The following is a 21,160-nucleotide window of genomic DNA, read 5'->3' as shown; positions in this document are numbered from 1 at the left end:
GACCGTCAATCAGAATCACGACTGTGACGCACTCACCACGGGGCCTACGCAACTCGCGGCCCCAACTCCCCTTCGGACAACGGAATTCCGCCCGCACCACGGCGGCCGCCGGGTACCGAAAACGGCGGTGCCGGAACCCTGTGGGGGTCCCGGCACCGCCGTACGCGCGAACTGGTTGCTACTTCTCCCGCTGCTTGCGCCAGCGGATGCCCGCCTCCAGGAAGCCGTCGATCTCGCCGTTGAAGACCGCTTCCGGGTTGCCGATCTCGAACTCCGTACGCAGGTCCTTGACCATCTGGTACGGGTGGAGGACGTACGAACGCATCTGGTTGCCCCAGGAGTTGCCGCCGTCGCCCTTGAGCGCGTCCATCTTGGCCTGCTCCTCCTGGCGGCGGCGCTCGAGGAGCTTCGCCTGGAGGACGTTCATCGCGGACGCCTTGTTCTGGATCTGCGAGCGCTCGTTCTGGCAGGAGACGACGATGCCGGTCGGCAGGTGGGTCAGGCGCACCGCGGAGTCGGTCGTGTTGACGCCCTGGCCACCGGGGCCGGAGGAGCGGTACACGTCGACGCGCAGCTCGGACTCGTCGATCTCGATGTGGTCGGTCGTCTCGACCACCGGCAGCACCTCGACACCCGCGAAGGACGTCTGGCGGCGGCCCTGGTTGTCGAAGGGCGAGATCCGGACGAGCCGGTGGGTGCCCTGCTCGACGGAGAGCGTGCCGTAGGCGTACGGAACCTGCACGGCGAAGGTGGTCGACTTGATGCCGGCCTCTTCCGCGTACGACGTCTCGTAGACCTCGGTCTTGTAGCCGTGCCGCTCGGCCCAGCGGATGTACATGCGCTGGAGCTTCTCGGCGAAGTCGGCGGCGTCGACGCCACCGGCCTCGGCCCGGATGTTGACCAGCGCCTCACGGGAGTCGTACTCGCCGGAGAGGAGGGTACGGACCTCCATCTCGTCGAGCGCCTTCCTGACGGACTCCAGCTCCGTCTCGGCCTCGGCGAGGGTGTCGGCGTCGGCCTCGTCCTGCGCGAGCTCGAAGAGGACCGCAAGATCGTCTATGCGACCGCGCAGGGCCTCGGTCTTGCGGACCTCGGCCTGGAGGTGCGAAAGCTTGCTGGTGATCTTCTGTGCCGCGTCCGGGTCGTCCCAGAGGGACGGCGCCGCCGCCTGCTCCTCGAGCGCGGCGATGTCCGCCCTCAGCGCATCCAGGTCCAGGACGGCCTCGATCGACCCCATGGTCGAGGAGAGGGACTTCAGCTCTTCGGAAATATCGACGACTGCCACGGGTCCAGCGTAACGGCTGTCGGCGCGGACCTGCCCCGGACTGCTTGATCGCGGGCCGGAATCCCTGTGTACGGGGCCGCCGGGCCGCCCGGCGGACGGACTCAGGGTGTCCGGGACCACAGTGACCGGACCCGTTCGATCTTCCGGAGGCCTACGGCACCGCCGGTGCCGAGCTCCCCGAGTCCTGTGGTGTCGCGTCCGCGTCGTTGCCGCTCAGGGCCAGCCAGCCGCCGACGCCCAGTGCCGCGCACAGCACTATCGCCACTGCGCCGAGCGTGATGCGGCGTTTGCGGATGGCGGCCGATTTGTTCCGGGCCGAGCCGGGGCGCGGCTGGCCCGGGGCGCGCGGGGCCCGGGCGGTGCCCCGGGGGCCACCGGAGAGTTCGTCCGGGGCGGGGACGCGCATGCTCGTGTGGGTGTCACGGTTGGAGTCGGGGGACGCGCCGGGGACCAGCGGGACCGCGCCGCGGCGGCGGGGTTCGTCGGGGTTGGGGGTGTACTGCTGCTCGTCGTACGGCTGCGGTTCCGGTTCGGTGTCCGGCTCGTCGACGTCGAGGGGCGGGATGCCGGCCAGGTGCGGGAGCTGTTCGCGCAGGCGGGCCGCGAGCTCGGAGGCGCGCAGCCGGGAGGCCGGGGCCTTGGCCAGGCACTGGACCAGGAGCTGCCAGAGTTCCTCGGGGATGCCGGGGAGCGGGACCACTGTCTCCGTGACGTGGCGGCGCAGCACTGCGCCGGGGTGGCCACCGCCGAACGGTGTGAAGCCCGCGAGGAGCTCGTACAGCACCGTCGCGAGAGCGTAGATGTCCACGGCGGCGCGCGGCGGGAGACCCTCTACGATCTCGGGGGCCAGATAGTCCGGCGTACCGATGATCTTCGTGGCCTTGGTGCGGCGCGGGGTGTCGATGAGCTTCGCGACCCCGAAGTCCGTGAGCAGTGCCGGGTGCGAACCGCCGGGGCCGAGCGGGCCCTCCATGTCGAGCAGGATGTTCTCCGGCTTGACGTCGCGGTGCACCACTCCGGCGGCGTGCGCGGCGGCGAGGCCGTCGGCCACGTCCGCGATGATCGCGACCGCTGCCTCGGGGGCGAGGCGGCGCTCGCGGTCGAGGCGGGTGCGCAGATCCGTGCCGCGTACCAGGTTCATGACCAGCGCCAGGTCGTTGCCGTCAACGACGAGGTCGCGGACGCCGACGATGTGCGGGTGGTCGAGCTTGAGCAGGGCGGCTCGCTCCTGGACGAAGCGTCCGACCAGCTCCTGGTCGGACGCGAGGTCCTCACGGAGGAGCTTTATGGCTACGGGGCCCTCAGGACCCTCGCCGAGCCACACCGTGCCGGCGCTGCCGCGCCCCAGGATCTGGTGGGCGGTGTACCGGCTGCCGATATTCCGTGCCAAGACTGCTCCCTCAGCGGCTGGCGATGGACCTCGCTCACTAACCCCCGGTCGACAAAGTTACGCGTCGATCGGGGTGCTGCGTGCCCTGCATGGCGCCAACCTTCACTTCTGCGGGCGAAATTGCCCCGCAGAAGTCGACAAAGCCACGAAGTCGGTGGTGCGTGCGTCTCAGTTGGCGCCGCTGTCGCCCAGTTTGGAGAGCCAGTCGGTGGCGGCCGAGATCCCGTCACCGATCGCCTGCCAGTAGCTCTTGCCCTGGGCCACCCAGTCCTGCAGGGGCGTCAGTTCCCAGATCAGCCAGCCCGCGACGAACAGCAACACCACGGTGAACAGACATCCCTTGAGGCAGCCGAGGCCCGGGATCTTCGTCGGGTTGGCGCTGCGCTGCCTCGGCTCGCGGGGCTGGCGCGGGGCCGGCTGCTGGGGCGGCGGCTGCTGCGGGGGCGCGTACTGCTGGCGCTGCGGCTGCTGCTGCTGCGGGTACTGCTGCTGCTGACGGCGCTGGGGGTACTGCTGCTGTTGCTGGGGCTGTTGTCCGTACTGCTGGTGCTGCGGCCGCTGCTGCTGGGGCTGTTGGGCCTGTTGGGGCCGCGGCTGCTGGCGCTGGGGGCGGCGGCGCAGCGGGTCCTGGCTCGGGTCGAGGTACTGGACCTGCGTCTGCTCGTTGCGGTCGCGGGCCGCCTGCAGCTGGGACTGCCACGGGTGCGGGCCATCGGGCTGCGGCGGGCCTTCCGGGCGCGTCGGCACGGGCGGCATGACCGCGGTCGGGTCGGCGTACCCGCCCTGGCCCTGCCCGTATCCCTGGCCGGGGGCGTGCTGCATGACACTGGTCGCCGCGTTCGGGTCGTACGCACCCGCATTGCTCGGCAGCACCTGTGTCGGGTCGGCCGCACCCTGGGTCCCCGGGACCGCAGGGGGCGCCGGGTCGGGGGCGAGCAGGGCGCCCACCCCGTCGGCGGCGGCGATCTGGGCCGAGTTGGCGTGCACGCCGATGCCGGCCGCGACGGTACGCAGCCCACGGGCCAGGTTCTCGGCGCTGGGCCGCCGGTCCGGGTCCTTGCTCAGGCAGCGCTCTATGACTGTCCACAGCGGTGCCGGGACGGTGGTGGGGCGGCGGGGCTCCTCGCTGAGGTGCCGCTGCAGCACTTCGAGGGCGGTGCCGCCGGAGAACGGCGGCCGCCCGGTGACCAGCTCGTACAGCAGGATGCCCGCACCGTAGATGTCGACCGCGGACGTCTGCGGCCGGCCCTCGGCGGACTCCGGCGCCACATAGGCGGGCGTGCCGACGAACTCATGGGTCCGGGTCAGCCCCGGGGAGTCGGCGAGCCGCGCGATGCCGAAGTCGGTGAGCATCGGGTGCATCTGGCCGTCGCGCTCGGAGAGCAGGACGTTGGCCGGCTTCAGGTCGCGGTGGACGACGCCGTCGGCATGGCTGGCGGCGAGCGCGTCCGCGATCTGGGCGGTGAGGAGCGAGGCCGCGACCGGGGTGAGCGGGCCGTTCTCGCGGAGGTAGCGGTGCAGGTCGGGGCCGTCGACCAGGTCCATCACGAGGGCGAGGAGATCGCCCTCCACGACCAGGTCACGGGTGCGCACGATGTTCTCGTGGGTGAGCCGCAGCAGCACGGAGCGCTCGCGCAGGAACCGCATCACGACGTCCGCGTCGTTGGCGAGCTCCTCCTTGAGGACCTTGATCGCCACGGTCTCGCCGGGCTGACCCGCGACTGCCGCCTCGGACCCTGCGGTCTCCCGCTGGCGGGCACGCCAGACGGTGCCCGTGGCGCCGCGTCCCAGCGGCTCCTCGAGCAGGTACTTGCTGCCTACCGGCCGCACGTCATGCGCTCCCTGCTGATCGTGGTGCTTGCGGTCCCCCGGGGGCCGCCCGGGAGTTCCGGCCCACTCTAGTGCCGCTTCGTGGCCTTCGAACGGGACACCGGTCGGTCGTTCTCCGGTCGTGAACGGCGAGTGAGCCGTCGTGTCCGGAACGTGCGATTCGTCGTGTCCGCAGGAAGACGCGCACGCCGGACGGATGGTTGCCGCGGAGTTGCCGCACAAACGTGCCCATGGCCGGCCTCGGGCGGCTGTCCGGTTCCCGTGCGCAGCTCCCCGGAACGCCCCAAGCAGGCACTTTTGGGACCACAGCCGACACTCCAAGATCAATTCCAGGTGGCCCCCGGGCGTGTTGTCGGTGGCAGGTGCGAGGATGCCTCCAGCACGGAACTGTGGGGGCGGGAGCCTCGCGGTACGTGACGACCTGTACCGGACGACGCGTCCGTGCCGGGTGGGGGGAATCACAGGGCTTTTCCCCTGCCGGGCACCCCGCGCAGAAGGGACCGCTGACGGCGATGCAGATCCGGCTGACCGTCCTCGCGCCGCCCAGCGGCCAGACCCCGGCTCGCGCCTGTGACGTGCTCGTCACCGCCCCTGCGGGGACGGCGCTCGCCACTGTGGCCTCCAACCTCGCTGCGGCCGTCACCGGGCCGGACGGCTCGCTCGGCAGCGGTGCGGTGGTGCTGTTCGCCGGGCGCGAGCGGCTCGACGCGCAGCGGTGCGCGCTGGGTGAGCCGCCCCTGGTCGACGGGGCGGTGCTGTCGCTCCAGGTCCCGGGCGAGGACGAGGCGGCGGACGACGCCGTACCGGCTCAGCTCCATGTGGTGGCGGGCCCCGACGCCGGCGGCGTCCATCTGCTGCACGGTGGGCAGATCCGGATCGGCCGCTCCGCCGACGCGGACGTCCCGCTCGACGACCCCGATGTGTCCCGGCTGCACTGCGCGGTGGCGGTCTCCGAGGACGGCCAGGTCTCGGTCACCGACCTGGGCTCCACGAACGGCACCTCGCTGGACGGTATGGAGGTCCACGACCGTCCGGTCCGGCTGAAGCCGGGTGCGCTGCTGCGGCTCGGCGAATCGACGCTGCGGCTGGCCTCTGGGGCGCGTACGCCGACGCTGGCCACGACGCCGGACGGCGAGGGTCATCTGCGCGTGGCGCGGGCAGCGGGCGGCGTCGGCGAGGACGGGAACTTCCCGGAGGGTTCGGAGTCGGAGAAGTCGAGGTCGGGGTCGAGGTCGGGGTCGGGCGAGTACGGCTCCGGTCATGCGTACAGCGCGGGTGTCTCGCCCGGCCTCGGGTCCGGCGGGGGCGTCGCGTTCGCGTACGGAAGCGGCGCACCGGCCGAAGCCGGTGACCGGGGCGGGCGGGGGCCGGCCGGCCGGTTCACGGACGACGAGGCACCCCGGCGCGGCGGGATAGGAGCCTGGGCCCGCAGGCTTGCGGGCAACAAGGGCGAGCCGGTGCACGAGGCCGCGCCCGACGAGTCGCGGCCGGTGGGCCGACCGGGCCCGTCCGCCCCGTCCTCCGTCACGGCTTCGCGCCCGTCGGGCTCGTCGGTCGGGGAGACATGGCCCGATCCGGCGACCGTGCTGCTGACCGCCCTCGGACCGGGCCCCCGTTTGTGGGAGCGCGACGCCGAGCACCCGGAGGCGCTGGTGGTCCGGCTCGGCACCACCGACCGGGCCGAGCTGCCCGTAGTACCGGTGACCGTGGGACTGCGGGAGGCCGGTTCGCTCGGGCTCGCCGGACCGCGGGAGCGGCTGGCCGGGCTCGCCCGCTCTGCGGTCGCGCAGCTCGCCGCGCTGCACTCCCCGGCCGACCTGGAGATCGTGCTCATCAGTACCGACCGCGCCCGCAACGCGGACGAGCGCAGGCGTCAGTGGGCGTGGCTCGGCTGGCTCCCCCATCTGCGGCCGATGCACGGCCAGGACTGCCGGCTGCTGCTCGCGTACGACCGGGAGCAGGCCACCGCCCGTACGACGGAGCTGGTGCGCCGGCTGGACGACGGGCCGCTCGGCACCGGCTGGGCCAGCGTCGACCGGGGCACGGTCGCCGAGGCCGCCCGGCGGTACGTGGGGCCGCACACCGTGGTGATCGTCGACGGCGACCCCGGTTCCGCGGTGCTGCGCGAGACCACGGCCCGGCTGGCCGCCGCGGGTGCGGCCGCCGGGATCCATCTGATCTGCCTGGCCGAGACGCCGGCCGCGTCGCCCACCTCGCCGGTCGCGGCGACGTACGAGGCGGCCTGCCATGCGTCGATCGCGTTCCGCGAGTGCGGGGCGGTGGCGATACTGAGCGGCGATGTGGCGACGGCACTGCGGCTGCTGCGTACGGCGGGCGGGCAGGCCGCGGGCCACGGCACGGTGGCCGCGGTGGACGCGGTGTCGGCGGCCTGGGCGGAGCGGTTCGGGCGGGCGCTGGCCCCGTTGCGTGCGCAGGGTTCGGCGACGGCACCGGGCCGCCGGACGGCTGCGGCCCTCCCGCCGTCCGCCCGCCTGCTGGACGAGCTGGGCCTGGCCAGGGCCACCCCGGCCTCGCTGATGGCCCGCTGGGCGTCGACGTCGGACGACCAGCCGGGGGCGACGGTGCACGGGCTCGGCAGCATGGAGGTGCCGCCCGTCGGCACCCACGGTTCGGACCGCACCGAGTACCCGGGCAGCGCGGGGCCACGTGTGGGCGCGCAGCGCACCGCCGACGGCGGGCCGGGCGTCCCGTCGCAGTCCTCGCGCCCGGCCGGTGCGGGTGCCACCGGTGCCCGGGCGGCGGATGACGTGTACGGATCCGGGTCGGGGCGTACGCCGTACCCCGGTGGCGAGTCGTCGGAGTCGGGACGCACCCCGTACCCGGGCACCGACACGTCCGGCTCCGGCCGCACCCCGTACCCCGGCACGAGCAACGACACCCATGCGGGCACACCACGGCATGCGTCGGTTCGCGGCGACGGCAGCCTGTCGGGCACCGGGTCAGGACGCACCCTGTACTCGGGCGCGGGCACCCCGGACTCGGGGCGCACGCCGTACCCGGGGGCGGATGCCTCAGGTTCGGGCCGCACCCCGTACCCCCGCGCCGACACGTCGGACTCCGGGCGCACCCCGTACCCGGGCACGGACAACCGCGGCTCAGGCCGCACCTTGTACCCCGGCACGGACACCTCGGGCTCAGGACGCACGCCGTACCCGAGGGCGGATGCCTCCAGCTCCGGGCGGACCCCGTACCCGGCCGGCGAGACCTCCGGCTCGGGCCGCACCCCGTACCCCCGCGCCGACGCATCGGACTCCGGGCGTACCCCGTACCCCGCCACCCCCCGGATCGGCGCGCAGCGTCACGACCGTGCGGTTGGCGACTCCTCCAGTTCTCGGACCGGTCCTGGCACCGAGCCCGCCGAGCGTGCCGCAAGCCGGGTGAGCGGGCCCCGTGGCGGCGATGCTCCGCAGGTTGCTGCTCGGGTGGCCGAGGGTGCGAGCCCGGTCAGGGCTGCTGCAGCCTGCACTGCCCCGGCCCCCGACGCGACCGCAGTCGCCGCCCGGCCCATCGTCGTTCTCGGCGCCGGGCCCCGGGGTGCGGTCAGTATCGATCTTGCGGACGAAGGGCCCCATCTCCTCATCGAGGGCCCAGCCGGCAGTGGACGTACCGAGTTGCTGCGCGCCGTCGCCGCCTCGCTCGCCGCCGCGGCGCGGCCCGACCGGCTCGGCATCCTGCTCGTCGACGGCGCCGGTGGCGAGCGCGGCGAGAGTCTGCGTCCCTGCACCGAACTCCCGCATGCGTTCATGAACTTGACGGCCTCCGATCCGCTGAGGATGCGTGAGTTCGCCCAGGCACTGGGCGGCGAACTGAAGCGGCGGGCCGAGCTGCTCGGGCGGCTCGACTTCGACGAGTGGCACGTCCGGCACGAGGTGGCGCAGCGGATGGTCGGCCAGCGAGCACCGAGCACCGCCGAGCAGCGCGGCGATCTGGACCCGGCGACGAGCGGCACGCTCCGGTTGCGGCCCGCCGCCGCGCGGTCGGTGGATCCCGGCCCGTCCCCGCTGCCCCGGCTCGTCGTCCTGGTCGACGACTTCGACGCGCTGGTCGCACCCGCCCTCGGCAGCCCGGGCCGGCCCGCCGCCGGGTCGGTCGTCCGGGCCCTGGAGGCCGTCGCGAGGGACGGCGGCCGACTGGGCGTCCATCTGGTCGCGACGTCCGCCCGCGCCGACCGTACCGAGGACACGGAACTGGCCCACGGGGCGCGGCTGCGGGTGGTGCTCGACGCGCCCGTCGTGCCGCCCTCGCCGGAGGACCCGCTGCCCGGCCGGGGGAGGCTGGGGCATCCGGACGGGCGGGTGACGCCGTTCCAGGGTGGCCGGGTGACGGGCCGCATTCCGCGTACCGCGACCCTGCGGCCCACCGTCGTCCCGCTGGAGTGGGAGCGGATGGGCGATCCGCCCACCCGGCGCCCGGTCCGCGAGCTGGGCAACGGGCCGACGGACCTGGCGCTGCTGGCCAGTGCGCTGGAGCGGGCGGCCCGTTCGGTGAACGCCGAGCGAATAGCTCCGCTCGTGGCCCACCACCCCTGAGGTCCCCTCACCCCGGCCGGGGCATCCTCGCCCCGGCCGCCCTTGCGTATTTCGCTATTTCGTCATTTCGTCCTCGATCACCGGACGGGCTGGGACATCGGGCCCGTCCGGTGAGCGAACACGACTGACCTCACGTCACGAGCCCATCACGATCGACAAGTTGACACCGGGAGCGGTATTGCGGCGCCCGTGCACCCGGCGTAGGACTGTGCGCACACGAGCAGACACTCACACGTACAGGCAGGCGCTCAGGAGAGACGGGGCACGGATGCGCACAACGCTTCGGATTCGCAGGGCCGCCATGGTGTTCACAGCCATCGGCGCACTGGCCCTCACCGGCTGCGGTGACGACGGAAAGGGAAAGGCGGGCGGAGGTTCCAGCAGCTCCGAGAAGACGCCTTCGGGTGTCTCACTGCCCAAGCTGGACGGCGAGAAGATCTCGGTCGCGGCGGTCTGGACCGGCCCCGAGCAGGCCAACTTCGTCAAGGTTCTCAAGGAGTTCGAGAAGCGCACGGGCGCCACGGTCACCTTCGTCCCTGCGCAGGACCCGATCGTCAACTTCCTCGGTACGAAGATCGCGGGCGGTCAGCCGCCGGACGTCGCGATGATCCCGCAGGTCGGCGCGATCAAGCAGGCCGCGGAGAAGAAGTGGGCCAAGCCGGTGGGCGCCGACGCCAAGGCCCAGCTGGACAAGAACTACTCGAAGGTCTGGCAGGACCTCGGCGCGGTGGACGGCACCCAGTACGGCGTCTACTTCAAGGCCGCCAACAAGTCCCTGATCTGGTACAACAGCAAGGCGTTCGAGAACGCGGGGGCGAGCGAGCCGAAGACCTGGAAGGACTTCATGGCGACGGCCGAGACGGTCTCCGCCTCGGGTGTCACCCCGGTCTCGGTCGGCGGGGCGGACGGCTGGACCCTCACCGACTGGTTCGAGAACATCTACCTCTCCCAGGCGGGCCCGGAGAAGTACGACCAGCTGGCCCAGCACAAGATCAAGTGGACCGACCCGTCCGTCAAGGACGCACTGACCACGCTCGCCGAGCTCTTCGGCAAGCCGTCCCTGATCGCGGGCGGCGCGGACGGTGCGCTGCAGACGGAGTTCCCGGCCTCGGTCACCCAGACGTTCACCGGCGGTGACCAGCCCAAGGCCGCCATGGTCTTCGAGGGCGACTTCGTGGGTATCAACATCGCGCAGACCAAGGCGAAGATCGGTACGGACGCCAAGGTGTTCCCGTTCCCGGCGGTCGGCGCCGAGTCCCCCGTGGTGACGGGCGGCGACGCGGCGGTTGCCCTGAAGGACAGCAAGGGCGCCCAGGCCCTGCTGACCTGGCTGGCCTCGACGGACGCGGCGAAGATCTGGGCCGAGCAGGGCGGGTTCATCTCGCCGAACAAGGCCCTGGACACCGCCGCGTATCCGAACGAGGTGCAGCGCACCATGGCGAAGGCGCTGATCGCCGCCGGTGACGCCGTCCGGTTCGACATGTCCGACCAGGCCCCGCAGTCGTTCGGCGGGACGCCCGGGAAGGGTGAGTGGAAGACCCTCCAGGACTTCCTGAAGAACCCGAAGGACATCGCGGGGACCCAGGCGAAACTGGAGTCCGACGCGGCCAAGGCGTACAAGAGCTGACGGGATGACGACAGCGACAGCGGGGGGCGCCGACGCGGTGCCCCCCGCCGACAAGCGTCCCCCTGAGCGCTCCGGGCGCCCTGGACAGCCGCGCCCCCGCAGGAGCGTGACCGGCACCCGCAGGATCGTCGCGACGGCGTTCCTGCTGCCCGCGCTGGTGCTGCTCGGCGCGCTCGTGCTCTATCCGATCGGCTACTCCGTCTACCGGTCGTTCTTCGACCAGTCGGGTACGGGCTTCGCCGGTGTCGACAACTACAAGGCGCTGTTCACGGACGACACCATCCGTACAGCGGTCAAGAACAACGCGATCTGGGTCGTCTTCGCGCCGACGATCTCCACCGCGCTCGGGCTGATCTTCGCGGTGCTGACCGAGCGGATCCGCTGGGGTACGGCGTTCAAGCTGATCGTCTTCATGCCGATGGCGATCTCGATGCTGGCCGCGGGCATCATCTTCCGGCTGGTGTACGACCAGGCCCCGGAGCGTGGGGTCGCCAACGCCGTATGGGTGGGTGTGCACGACACGTTCGCCGAGTCGGCCGGCTATCCGAAGGCGCACCCGCTGCCCGTCCATCCGCTCAAGGCGGGCGGCGGCGGATCGTTCGTCACGAAGGTGCCGGTACGGGCCGGCGAACCGGTCCAGTTGCCACTGGTCGGTGTGGCGCCCGCGAAGATGCCGACCGATGCGAAGCCGGCGAAGGCGGCCACCGCGCCGTCCGGGAAGGTCGCCGGTACCGCATGGCTGGACTTCACCAAGGGCGGTGGCGGCAAACCCAATGTCATCGACACCAAGGAGCTCGGTCTCAAGGGGCTCGAGGTCGAGGCGGTCAAGAACGGCAAGGTGGTCGCCTCGGCGAAGGCCGCCGCGGACGGTACGTTCACCCTGCCCGCCGCGGCCGACGGAGCCCTGCTCCGGCTCCCCGCATCGAACTTCAAGGAGCCGTACAACGGGGTCGACTGGCTCGGCCCCACCCTGGTGACGCCCGGGATCATCGGCAGTTACGTCTGGATGTGGGCCGGCTTCGCGATGGTGCTGATCGCGGCCGGACTCGCGGGCCTGCCGCGTGAACTCCTCGAAGCGGCCCGGGTGGACGGCGCCAACGAGTGGCAGGTGTTCCGCCGGATCACCGTGCCGATGCTCGCGCCCGTGCTCGCGGTCGTACTGGTCACGCTGATGATCAACGTCCTGAAGATCTTCGACCTGGTCTTCATCATCGCCCCCGGCTCCTCCCAGGACGACGCGAACGTCCTGGCCCTCCAGCTGTACCGGTCCTCGTTCGGAACGGATGCGGACCTCGGGATCGGCAGCGCCATCGCCGTACTCCTGCTGTTGCTGGTGATCCCGGTGATGATCTTCAATATCCGCCGGATGCGGAGGGAGAGGCGCCGATGACCACTCCGTCGATCACGGCCACCTCCGGCCGGAGGTCCGGGGGTTGTCCCCCGGAGGAGCACGGCAATATCCGCCGGATACGGAAGGAGGGGCGCCGATGACAACCCCGTCGACGACGGCCGCGGCCACCCGCACGACCCCGGCCTCCGGCAGCGACGCGGCGCGGGCGAAGCAGTCCCTCGGTTCACGGATCGCGGCCCGCGCCGGCGGCGGCGTGATGCGGGTCTTCCTCATCCTGGTGGGCCTGTTCTGGCTGATGCCGACCATCGGACTACTGCTCTCCTCACTGCGCAGCGGCGAGGAGATCGCGGCGACCGGCTGGTGGAAGGTCTTCACCGCCCCGTCCCAGCTCACCTTCGACAACTACTCCCGGCTGCTGGACAATTCGACCATCACCCACTCCCTCCTGAGTACGGTGATGATCACCGTCCCGGCGACTGTCCTGGTCGTGGTGTTCGGCTCGCTCGCCGGGTACGCCTTCGCCTGGATGGACTTCCCCGGCCGCGACTGGTGGTTCCTGCTGGTCGTCGGGTTGCTGGTGGTCCCGGTGCAGGTCGCTCTCATCCCGGTGTCCAAGCTCTTCGGCGAGATCGGGATCTTCGAGACCACCTTCGGTGTGATCCTCTTCCACACGGCGTTCGGCCTGCCCTTCGCGATCTTCCTGCTGAGGAACTTCTTCGCGGAGATCCCACGCGAACTCCTGGAGGCGGCCCGGCTCGACGGGGCGGGAGAGATCCGGCTCTTCACCCGGGTCGTGATGCCGCTGGGCGGTCCGGCGATCGCCTCGCTCGGGATCTTCCAGTTCCTCTGGGTGTGGAACGACATGCTGGTCGCGCTGATCTTCGCGGACTCCGACTCGCCCCCGATCACCGTGGCCCTGCAGCAGCAGGTACGGCAGTTCGGCAACAACATCGACGTGCTGGCGCCCGGTGCCTTCGTGTCGATGGTGATTCCACTTGCGGTGTTCTTCGCCTTCCAGCGCCAGTTCGTCTCCGGCGTGATGGCGGGCGCGGTCAAGTAGCAGCGCCACACAGAAATCCATCAACTGTACGTCGACCGGATGTACGTCAACATGGGGCGTGTCCCGTTACTCCGAACGGGCACGCCCCACCTGGCACTTCGCGCGAATGCCACGTTTCGGCGTAACCATCTCGCCCCATCGGCCGTTTGCGGACCACCCGCCCGCACCAGCGAACGACCCATGGATGTGTTGTGCCCAGGTTCAGTGTCATCGTGCCCGCGTACCGGGTTCAGGCGTATCTGCACGAGAGCCTGGACTCGGTGCTGAGCCAGTCCTACGCGGACTTCGAGATCATCGCGGTGGATGACTGCTCCCCCGATTCCTGCGGCACCATCATCGACGGGTTCGCCGCCCGCGACAGCCGGGTGCGGGCCCTGCACCTGCCGGAGAACGTGGGCCTCGGCCTCGCCCGTAACGCCGGGATCGCACAGGCCACCGGCGACTACCTGATCTTCCTGGACAGTGACGACACCCTCGCCCCCGGCGCCCTGCGGACCATCGCCGACCGGATCGCGCGGACCGGGGAGCCGGACGTCCTGGTCTACGACTACGCCCGTACGTACTGGACGGGCGAGAGCGTGCGCAACGCCTTCGCCGGGCATCTCGCCGAGACGGGTGCCGCCACCTTCACCCTCGCCGACCGGCCCGGTCTGCTGAAAGTCCTCATGGTCGTCTGGAACAAGGCGTACCGCCGCGAGTTCGTCGAGGCCGAGGGGTTCACCTTCCCGCCCGGCTACTACGAGGACACCCCGTGGACCTATCCGGTACTGATGGCCGCCGGTTCGATCGCCGTCCTCGACGAGGTGTGCGTCCACTACCGGCAGCGGCGCCAGGGCAACATCCTGTCCACCACCAGCCGCAAGCACTTCGACATCTTCGACCAGTACGACCGGGTCTTCGCGTTCATCGACGCCCACCCCCGGCTCGCGAACTGGCGGCCGGTGATCTACCGCCGGATGCTCGACCACTTCTCGACGATCTTCACCACCCCCGGCAGGCTGCCGCGCGGCAGCCGTGGCGAGTTCTTCCGCCGCGCCCGCGCCCACTGCGGCCGCTACCGCGTCCCCGGCGCCCCCGCGCAACGCCGCGCCCGGCTGCGCCACGGACTGATCCGGCTGGGCGCGCACCGCACGTACCGCGCCCTGTGGACCGCGCGGCTGTTGCGGGGGCGGCTGCGCCGGATCGCCGGGGCCGCACGACGGGTGGTGCGGGCCGGCGCGCTCCAGGCGTACTACCGCGTGCAGCTCCGGCTGCCCGTGCGTGCGGACCGGGCGGTGTTCGCTGCGTACTGGCACCGCGGCTACGCCTGCAGCCCGGCGGCGATCGAGGAGAAGGCCCGCGAACTGGTGCCCGGGCTGCACACGTCATGGATCTGCCGCGCCGAGGACGAGCACACCGTCCCCACCGGAATCCGCCGGCTCACACCGGGAACGTACCGCTACTGGCAGGCACTGGCCCGCTCCAAATACCTCGTGAACAACGTCAACTTCGACCGGCGGCTGGTCAAGCGGCGCGGCCAGGTGCTGCTCCAGACCCATCACGGCACCCCGTTGAAGACGATGGGCCTGGACCTTCAGGACCGTCCCGCGGCGGCCGGCACGATGGACTTCGAGCAGCTGCTCGCCAACGTCGACAAGTGGGACTTCTCGCTCTCCGCGAACCGGCACTCCACCCTCGTGTGGGAGAAGGCCTACCCGTCGGGGTCCGCCGGCTCGGAGACACTGGAGTACGGCTGTCCGCGCAACGACCTCCTGCGGCGGGCCACCGCCGCTGATGTGGCGCGGTTTCGCGAGTCGATCGGCATCCCCGAGGGTGCCACCGCCCTGCTGTACGCCCCCACCCACCGCGACTACCGGCACACCCAGCACCTCGGCCTCGACCTGGAGCGGGTGGTCCGGGCGCTCGGCCCCGACTTCGTGATCCTGACCCGCGCGCACTACTCGTACGAGGCTCCGCTGGTCCGCGGCACGCACCCGCGGATCATCGACGTCAGCGACCATCCCTCGGTCGAGGCGGTCGCGCTCGCCTCCGACGCACTGGTCACCGACTACTCGTCGCTGATGTTCGACTACGCCAATCTGGACCGGCCCATCGTCATCCACAACAGTGACCGGGAGGCGTACGAGGCGGCCCGCGGCACCTACTTCGATCTGCGCTCCTGCCCACCGGGTGCGATCGCCCACAGCGAGGACGAGCTGCTGGACATCTTCGCCACGGGCCATTGGCGCGGCTCCCGCTCCGCGCAGCTGCGGGCGGCGTTCCGGGCGCGGTTCTGCCCGTACGACGACGGGCGCGCGGCGGAGCGGGTGGTGCGCCGGGTCTTCCTGGGCGACACGACCGTGCAGGTGCCCGCGGCGTCCGCGGTGTCCCTGGCGGAGCGGCAGCCGGGGCCCGCGCCGGTCCCGGCGTCCGTCCCCGTACCGGCTCTGCTGAGCGGGACCTCGCCGGGACGCAGTCCGTCAACCGGACCTGACGGCCCGACCGCCTGACTACCGGCCTTCCGACTTCCTGTTGTCCCCCGTCTCCCCCGCTGTCTGCGCCCACGGGTGCCAGTGACCCAGAAAGAGCGTGTATGCCCCGGCTGAGTGTCATCATCCCCGTCCGTCGCGCCCGAGGACATCTGCGCGAGTGCCTGGAGTCGGTGCTCTCGCAGTCGTTCACGGATATCGAAGTGATCGGCGTCGACGACGGGGCGCCGGACGGTTCGGGCCTGCTGCTGGACGAGTTCGCCGCCCGGGACGATCGGGTGCAGGCCATCCACCTCCCGGCGGGCGAGGGCGTGGGTCCCGCAGGGCGGCGCAACGCCGGGGCCGAGCGGGCCGTCGGGAACCATCTGCTCTTCCTGGAGGGGAACTTCGTCCTGCTGCCGGGTGCGCTGCGGGCCGTCGCCGACGCGCTGGACGGTGCGGGCGACCCGGAACTGCTGCTGTTCGGCCATCACAAGCGATCGTTCCGCGGCAGGCCGCGGCCGACCCGGTCGCTGGAGCTGCTGCACGAACTGCCCGTGGGTCCCCTCACCCTCGCCGACCACCCCGAACTCCTCGACATCGCACAGGTCTCCTGGAACCGGGCCGTACGCCGCACCCTCCACGAGTCCGAGAAGCTGGCCTTCGGCCCCGGACAGCACGGCGAGCGGATGTACGCGCTCCAGACGCTGGCCGCCGCCGAATCCGTCACCGTCCTGCCGGTCCCCTGCGTCGAGCACCGCCAGCAGCGCTATCTGCCGGACCTCGCCGACGAGTCGGAGCCGACCGACGGCACGACACCGCTCCAGCTCGTCGAGGCGTACGCGGGGCTGATGACGTTCCTCCGGGACCGGCCGGCCCTGCATCCGCTGCGGGCGCTGCTCTTCGAGCGGGCCGCCCAGGAACTCCTGGCCGGATACCCGTCGGTGGAGCGGCGGCGCAGGCGGTACGTGCGGTCCGTGGCGGCGTTCCACCGTACGCACCGGCCCAAGGGGCACCGGTTCCCGGGCGGCGCCCGGGGGCTGCGGCCACGGCTGATCGGCGGCGGCCGGTTCGCCGCACTCGGCGCCCTCGACACCCTCCTCACCCTGCGCCGGAGGATGCGCTCCGTGCCCACCGCACTCCGGGCGCATGCGAAGCGCACGCTGTCCGCGCGCTACTACTGGTGGCAGCGCAGGCGTCCGCTGGACCCCGGGCTCGCCGTCTACGCCGCGTACTGGAACCGCGGAGTCAGCTGCAACCCGGAGGCGATCTTCCGCAAGGCCCAGGAGCTGGCCCCGCAGGTGCGCGGGGTGTGGGTGGTCTCGAAGAACCAGGTGGACACGGTGCCGTCCGGCATCGACCACGTGGTACCGGGGACCCGCCGCTACTGGGCGATGCTGGCCCGTGCCACGTACTTCATCAACAACGTCAACTTCCCCGACCACCTGGTCAAACGCCCCGGTCAGGTCCATGTGATGACCCACCACGGCACCCCACTGAAGATCATGGGCCTGGACCAGCAGGAGTATCCGGCGGCGGCGCAGGGGCTGAACTTCGACCGGCTGCTGCAGCGCGTCGACCGGTGGGACTGGAGCATCTCCGCCAACCCGCACTCCACGGAGGTGTGGGCCCGCGCCTACCCGAGTGCCGCACGCTCGCTCGAAACGGGCTACCCGCGCAATGACGTCTTCACCACGGCGACGGCCGGGCAGATCGCCGAGATCCGGGCCGGGCTGGGCATCCGCCCCGGTCAGCGGAGCGTGCTGTACGCGCCGACCCACCGCGACTACGAGGCGTCGTTCACCAGCAGGATCGATCTGGAGCGGCTCGCCGAAGCGCTCGGCCCCGACACCGTGATCATGGTCCGGGCGCACTACTTCTACGACGAGGCGGGGCTGCCGGACCGTCCGTCGATCCTCGATGTCTGCGACCATCCGCGGATCGAGGAGCTGTGCCTGGCGGCCGACGCGCTGGTGACGGACTACTCGTCGGTGATGTTCGACTATGCGGCGCTGGACCGGCCCATCGTGGTGCACGCCCCGGACTGGGAGACGTACCGCACGGTGCGCGGGGTCTGCTTCGACCTGCTGTCCGGGGAGCCGGGAGACACCCCGGGGGCCGTCTCCAAGAGCACGGAGGAGCTGGCCCGGATCTTCCTCGACGGCAGCTGGAACAGCCCGGAGAACGAGGCCCTGCGGGCCGCGTTCCGGGCGAGGTTCTGTCCGCACGACGACGGGCGGGCGGCGGAGCGGGTGGTTCGGGCGGTGCTGCTGGGGGAAGAGGGGGCACCCGGCGGGCGTTAGTCCTCGATCGCCGGACGGGCTGGTTCCTGCCGCCCGGCGATTGATCGCGCACCCGCTCCCGGGATGCGCCTCAGCGTTGCTGGCCCGCCATGACCGTGACGAGGCCGACGACCACGAGCAGCGAGCCGCCCCAGGTCCACATCGAGGTCCGCTCGTGCAGCACCGTCGATCCGGCCAGCACGATCAGCAGATAGCCGAGCGCGTTGAACGGGTACGCGATGCTCAGCGGCACCTTGGCCAGCGTCGCCATCCAGGCGAGCGCGGACACCGCGAAGACGAGGAGCCCGAGGACGACCCACGGGCTGGTCGCCGCGCGCATCGCCAGGGATCCGCCGTCACGCCCGGCGGCCTCCGCGGCGCCCTTCATCCCGTGCTTGAGCATGATCTGGCCGCCCGCCGACGCGAACACGGCGAACAGCAGCAGCGTCAGACTGGGCAGGGTCAAGTTCTTGCTCCTGACGGGGGCGGCCGGCACCGGCTCGGGGGCGTGGGGCACGGAGGCGGCGGTGGCCGACTCAGACTCCGACCTGGCCGGCAGGGACGTACTGTCGGTTGAGGATGTCCTGTACATCGACGTGCTCTCCAGCGATGATCGTCTCGGCCGCATGCGGGGTCAGCAGTGCGACGTGCTGATAGCCGAACAGCGTCGGCCGGATCCTGGTCAGCAGCTTCGACAGGCCGCCGAGGATCGTGGCGAGCGGTCCGCGACCGCCGAGCAGCGACCAGAACGGCGCCCCGGTGGAGGCGATGTCGAGGACGTCGTAGCCGGCGTTCCGGACGGTGCGGCGCAGGCTGGCCCGGGTGAAGAAGCGCAGATGTGTCTCGTCGAGGATGCCGCGCCGGTCGTAGTCGAAGACTCCGAGCGCCACCCGCAGCCGTGAGTACCAGTGGCTGAAGTTCGGTACGGACAGCAGCACATGGCCGCCCGGCCGGAGCACGGTCGCGGCCTCGGAGAGGACGCGTTCGGGGCGGGAGAGGTGCTCGATGACATCGCCGGCCACCACATAGTCGAAGTCGGTGCCGATCTCGTCGGGCAGCCCCTCCTCCAGGTCGGCGAGGTGGAAGTGCGTGCACTTCTCGCGGACGCCCGGGACCTCGATGTAGTCGACGCCGGTCACTTCGTGGCCGAGCGCCTCCAGGCGTTGCGCGAACAGGCCGCCGGAGCAGCCGAGATCGAGGACGCGGCCGGGCGGCAGTTCTCGCATCTTCTCCAGGATGACGGCGTGCGAGGAGCCGTCGCCCTCCTTGAAGGCGTACTCGACGGGCTTGGGGATCCAGGCGCAGGTGCCGAACCCCTTGACGGCGAGGCGGTATTCGAGGACGTCCTTGACGACGTCCTTCGCGTACTTCAGGCCGTTGACGTAACAGATCTCGTCGCCGTAGTACGTCGGGACGGGGATCTCCTTGATCCGCATCCCTTCGTTGAGCAGCTGGACGATGATCTGGGTGTCGAAGTCGAACGCGTCGGTGTTCCGGGCGATGGGCAGTTTCTTGAGCGCCGCGACGCTGTAGGCGCGGTAACCGGAGTGGAATTCGGTGAGCTTCGAGCCGAGGAGCCTGTTCTCCAGGCGGGTGAGAATGCGGTTGCCGAGCCACTTGTACATCGGCATGCCGCCCTTGAGGGCGCTGCCGGACTTCATCATCCGCGAACCGAACACGGCTTCGCATTCGCCGCGCTCGATCGGCGCGACCATATCGGGCAGCAGTTCGGGGGCGTACTGTCCGTCGCCGTGCAGCAGCACGATGATGTCCAGTCCGTGTTCGGCGGCCAGTGCGTATCCGGCCTTCTGGTTTCCGCCGTATCCGAGATTCTTGGTGTGCCGCATCACGACGGTCCGCGGCATTCCCTCCGCCAGCGACCAGCGGCATCCTGCGGTGAAGGTCGCATCATGGCTCGCGTCGTCGAGAATGAGGATCTCGGAGACCCGGGACCGGAAATCCTCCGGAATCCGGTCGAGGGTCTTCTCCAGCGTGGTCTCGGCGTTGTACGCGACCACCAGGATGCCGATCCTGGGGCTCGTGCTTTCCTTCACGGGAGATTCTCCAGTCGTGCTCGGGTGTGGTCAGTTGACGGCGGAACCGAACGGATGCGAGGTGCGGGGCGCAGTGACCGATGCCGGTTCGGCGGGGGACGACAGGGGGCCGTCCGGCGGGGCGGCGAGGATCCGGCGGACCCCGCTGACCAGACAGATCGCGAGCACGAACCAGCCGGCGGTGCCCAGTTGCAGCACCGTTTCGCTCCAGCGCACGGCGGAGCGTCCCTGGTAGCCGAGGATGGCCGTCCAGCCGAGCAGGCAGTTGTACGCGACCCCTTCCCAGAACCCGATGACGAACATCGCGGCGGCTGCCCAGGTCAGGTACTGCAGGCCGGACGCGGTGGAGAGCAGCAGCAGAAGGCCCATAGTCACGGCGACGGCACCGGGCAGCTGCGCGGGCCGCACCCAGGCCAGCCAGACACCGACGGCGACACAGATCAGCACGAAGAGGAAGTGGCCCTCGCCGCGGATGAAGGCGATGAAGGACTCCGGCAGGCCGAGCACATCGGCGAACCGAACGAGGCCCCAGAGGCGGTAGGAGCCCCCCGTGTACTCCAGGACGTTCTCGTTGAGGTTCTCCGGCACGGTCACCAGCACGGGTCCCCAGACGAGCGCGACCAGCGCGGTGAACCCCGCGGTGAAACGGACGAACACCGGCCGGCCGGCCCGCAGCGCGACGACGAACAGCGCCGGGATAACCACGACCGGGATGAACTTGACACTGATCGACAGCGCGGCGGCCACCCCGGCCGCCAGCGGCGACCTCCGGTCGGCCAGCAGATACGCGGCGGCGAGGGCGAAAGCGACGGCAACCGCGTCGGTGTTGCCGTGGTAGCCCGAGGTGGCGATCAGCAAGGGACTGAGGGCCACGCCGATCCCGCAGGCGACCGCGGTACGCAGACTGCGACGCCGCCGGACAATTTCGAACACGATGAGTGTGCAGAAGAAGTCGGCGATCGAAGCAGGTGACCGGATCAGCGTCCCGAACGGAATTCCGATTTCGGCGAGTTCATTCAGCCCGAGGAGCATCCAGCCGGCCAGCGGCGGATGATTGTAGACGGGCAGGCCCGGCAGCGGCTGCTCGTAAATGCGAACGGGGCCGTAAACGGAGACGGCCTTGGCGAAACCTCGGAAAATACGCACGTCGGCAGGGCCCGGCGTGTTCGCCGCGATCAGCATTCTGACGAGCAGCCCTATGGTCGCGACGACGAGCACGACAGCTCTTGCCCGTCGCACGTTCCAGGCGTCGCACCACGTTCGGATACCCATGAAAACGAACGT

Annotated in this window: 12 protein-coding genes; 6 read left to right on the top strand and 6 right to left on the bottom strand. The window is 71.0% G+C overall.

Annotated features, from left to right (window positions below; genetic code table 11):
• Window positions 1-178: 178 nt before the first annotated feature.
• From prfB to OHA88_RS28225, 3 genes are all read right to left on the bottom strand, one after another.
• A complete protein-coding gene (prfB, locus tag OHA88_RS28235) occupies window positions 179-1,285 on the bottom strand; it encodes a peptide chain release factor 2 (protein ID WP_328627559.1) in 1,107 nt (368 codons plus the stop codon).
• 151 nt (window positions 1,286-1,436) lie between these two features.
• On the bottom strand, window positions 1,437-2,675 hold the full coding sequence (locus OHA88_RS28230; protein WP_326604014.1) for a serine/threonine-protein kinase: 1,239 nt from the start codon (window positions 2,673-2,675) through the stop codon (window positions 1,437-1,439).
• Between the two features lie 168 nt (window positions 2,676-2,843).
• A complete protein-coding gene (locus OHA88_RS28225; protein ID WP_328627558.1) occupies window positions 2,844-4,505 on the bottom strand; it encodes a serine/threonine-protein kinase in 1,662 nt (553 codons plus the stop codon).
• A 512-nt stretch (window positions 4,506-5,017) separates the two neighbouring features.
• On the opposite strand from OHA88_RS28225, the gene OHA88_RS28220 reads away from it, so the two are divergent.
• The 6 genes from OHA88_RS28220 (at window position 5,018) to OHA88_RS28195 (ending at window position 17,843) form a co-directional block, all read left to right on the top strand.
• Window positions 5,018-9,055: an FHA domain-containing protein gene (locus tag OHA88_RS28220; RefSeq protein ID WP_328627557.1), complete on the top strand. Its 4,038-nt coding sequence runs from the start codon at window positions 5,018-5,020 to the stop codon at window positions 9,053-9,055.
• A gap of 268 nt (window positions 9,056-9,323) precedes the next feature.
• Window positions 9,324-10,682 carry an ABC transporter substrate-binding protein gene (locus OHA88_RS28215; protein WP_328627556.1) on the top strand — a complete coding sequence of 453 codons (1,359 nt, stop codon included), beginning with the start codon at window positions 9,324-9,326 and terminating at the stop codon, window positions 10,680-10,682.
• Between the two features lie 4 nt (window positions 10,683-10,686).
• The gene (locus OHA88_RS28210; protein ID WP_328627555.1) at window positions 10,687-12,072 is read left to right on the top strand and encodes a carbohydrate ABC transporter permease; all 1,386 of its coding nucleotides are present in this window, start codon (window positions 10,687-10,689) and stop codon (window positions 12,070-12,072) included.
• 97 nt (window positions 12,073-12,169) lie between these two features.
• Window positions 12,170-13,093, top strand: a complete 924-nt coding sequence (locus OHA88_RS28205) for a carbohydrate ABC transporter permease (protein ID WP_328627554.1) — start codon at window positions 12,170-12,172, stop codon at window positions 13,091-13,093.
• A 191-nt stretch (window positions 13,094-13,284) separates the two neighbouring features.
• Window positions 13,285-15,582 carry a bifunctional glycosyltransferase/CDP-glycerol:glycerophosphate glycerophosphotransferase gene (locus tag OHA88_RS28200; protein WP_328627553.1) on the top strand — a complete coding sequence of 766 codons (2,298 nt, stop codon included), beginning with the start codon at window positions 13,285-13,287 and terminating at the stop codon, window positions 15,580-15,582.
• Between the two features lie 83 nt (window positions 15,583-15,665).
• Entirely contained in the window at window positions 15,666-17,843 is a 2,178-nt protein-coding gene (locus tag OHA88_RS28195) for a bifunctional glycosyltransferase/CDP-glycerol:glycerophosphate glycerophosphotransferase (protein ID WP_328627552.1), read from the top strand.
• A 70-nt stretch (window positions 17,844-17,913) separates the two neighbouring features.
• Here OHA88_RS28195 and OHA88_RS28190 read toward each other — a convergent pair whose 3' ends face one another.
• From OHA88_RS28190 to OHA88_RS28180, 3 genes are all read right to left on the bottom strand, one after another.
• Window positions 17,914-18,288 carry an EamA family transporter gene (locus tag OHA88_RS28190; RefSeq protein ID WP_326604022.1) on the bottom strand — a complete coding sequence of 125 codons (375 nt, stop codon included), beginning with the start codon at window positions 18,286-18,288 and terminating at the stop codon, window positions 17,914-17,916.
• A gap of 70 nt (window positions 18,289-18,358) precedes the next feature.
• Complete coding sequence (locus OHA88_RS28185) at window positions 18,359-19,876, bottom strand: bifunctional glycosyltransferase/class I SAM-dependent methyltransferase (protein WP_328627551.1); 1,518 nt, start codon at window positions 19,874-19,876, stop codon at window positions 18,359-18,361.
• A gap of 30 nt (window positions 19,877-19,906) precedes the next feature.
• Window positions 19,907-21,148 carry a glycosyltransferase family 39 protein gene (locus tag OHA88_RS28180; RefSeq protein WP_328627550.1) on the bottom strand — a complete coding sequence of 414 codons (1,242 nt, stop codon included), beginning with the start codon at window positions 21,146-21,148 and terminating at the stop codon, window positions 19,907-19,909.
• Window positions 21,149-21,160: the final 12 nt, after the last annotated feature.

This window comes from Streptomyces sp. NBC_00353 (assembly GCF_036108815.1).
Lineage (GTDB): Bacteria > Actinomycetota > Actinomycetes > Streptomycetales > Streptomycetaceae > Streptomyces.
This window is presented reverse-complemented; position numbering and strand designations above follow the sequence as displayed.

Coding starts and splice junctions, on each gene's coding strand:
- OHA88_RS28220 (WP_328627557.1), top strand. CDS start 5,018: ATGCAGATCCGGCTGACCGTCCTCGCGCCGCCCAGCGGCCAGACCCCG.
- OHA88_RS28210 (WP_328627555.1), top strand. CDS start 10,687: ATGACGACAGCGACAGCGGGGGGCGCCGACGCGGTGCCCCCCGCCGAC.
- OHA88_RS28215 (WP_328627556.1), top strand. CDS start 9,324: ATGCGCACAACGCTTCGGATTCGCAGGGCCGCCATGGTGTTCACAGCC.
- OHA88_RS28205 (WP_328627554.1), top strand. CDS start 12,170: ATGACAACCCCGTCGACGACGGCCGCGGCCACCCGCACGACCCCGGCC.
- OHA88_RS28195 (WP_328627552.1), top strand. CDS start 15,666: ATGCCCCGGCTGAGTGTCATCATCCCCGTCCGTCGCGCCCGAGGACAT.
- OHA88_RS28180 (WP_328627550.1), bottom strand. CDS start 21,148: ATGGGTATCCGAACGTGGTGCGACGCCTGGAACGTGCGACGGGCAAGA.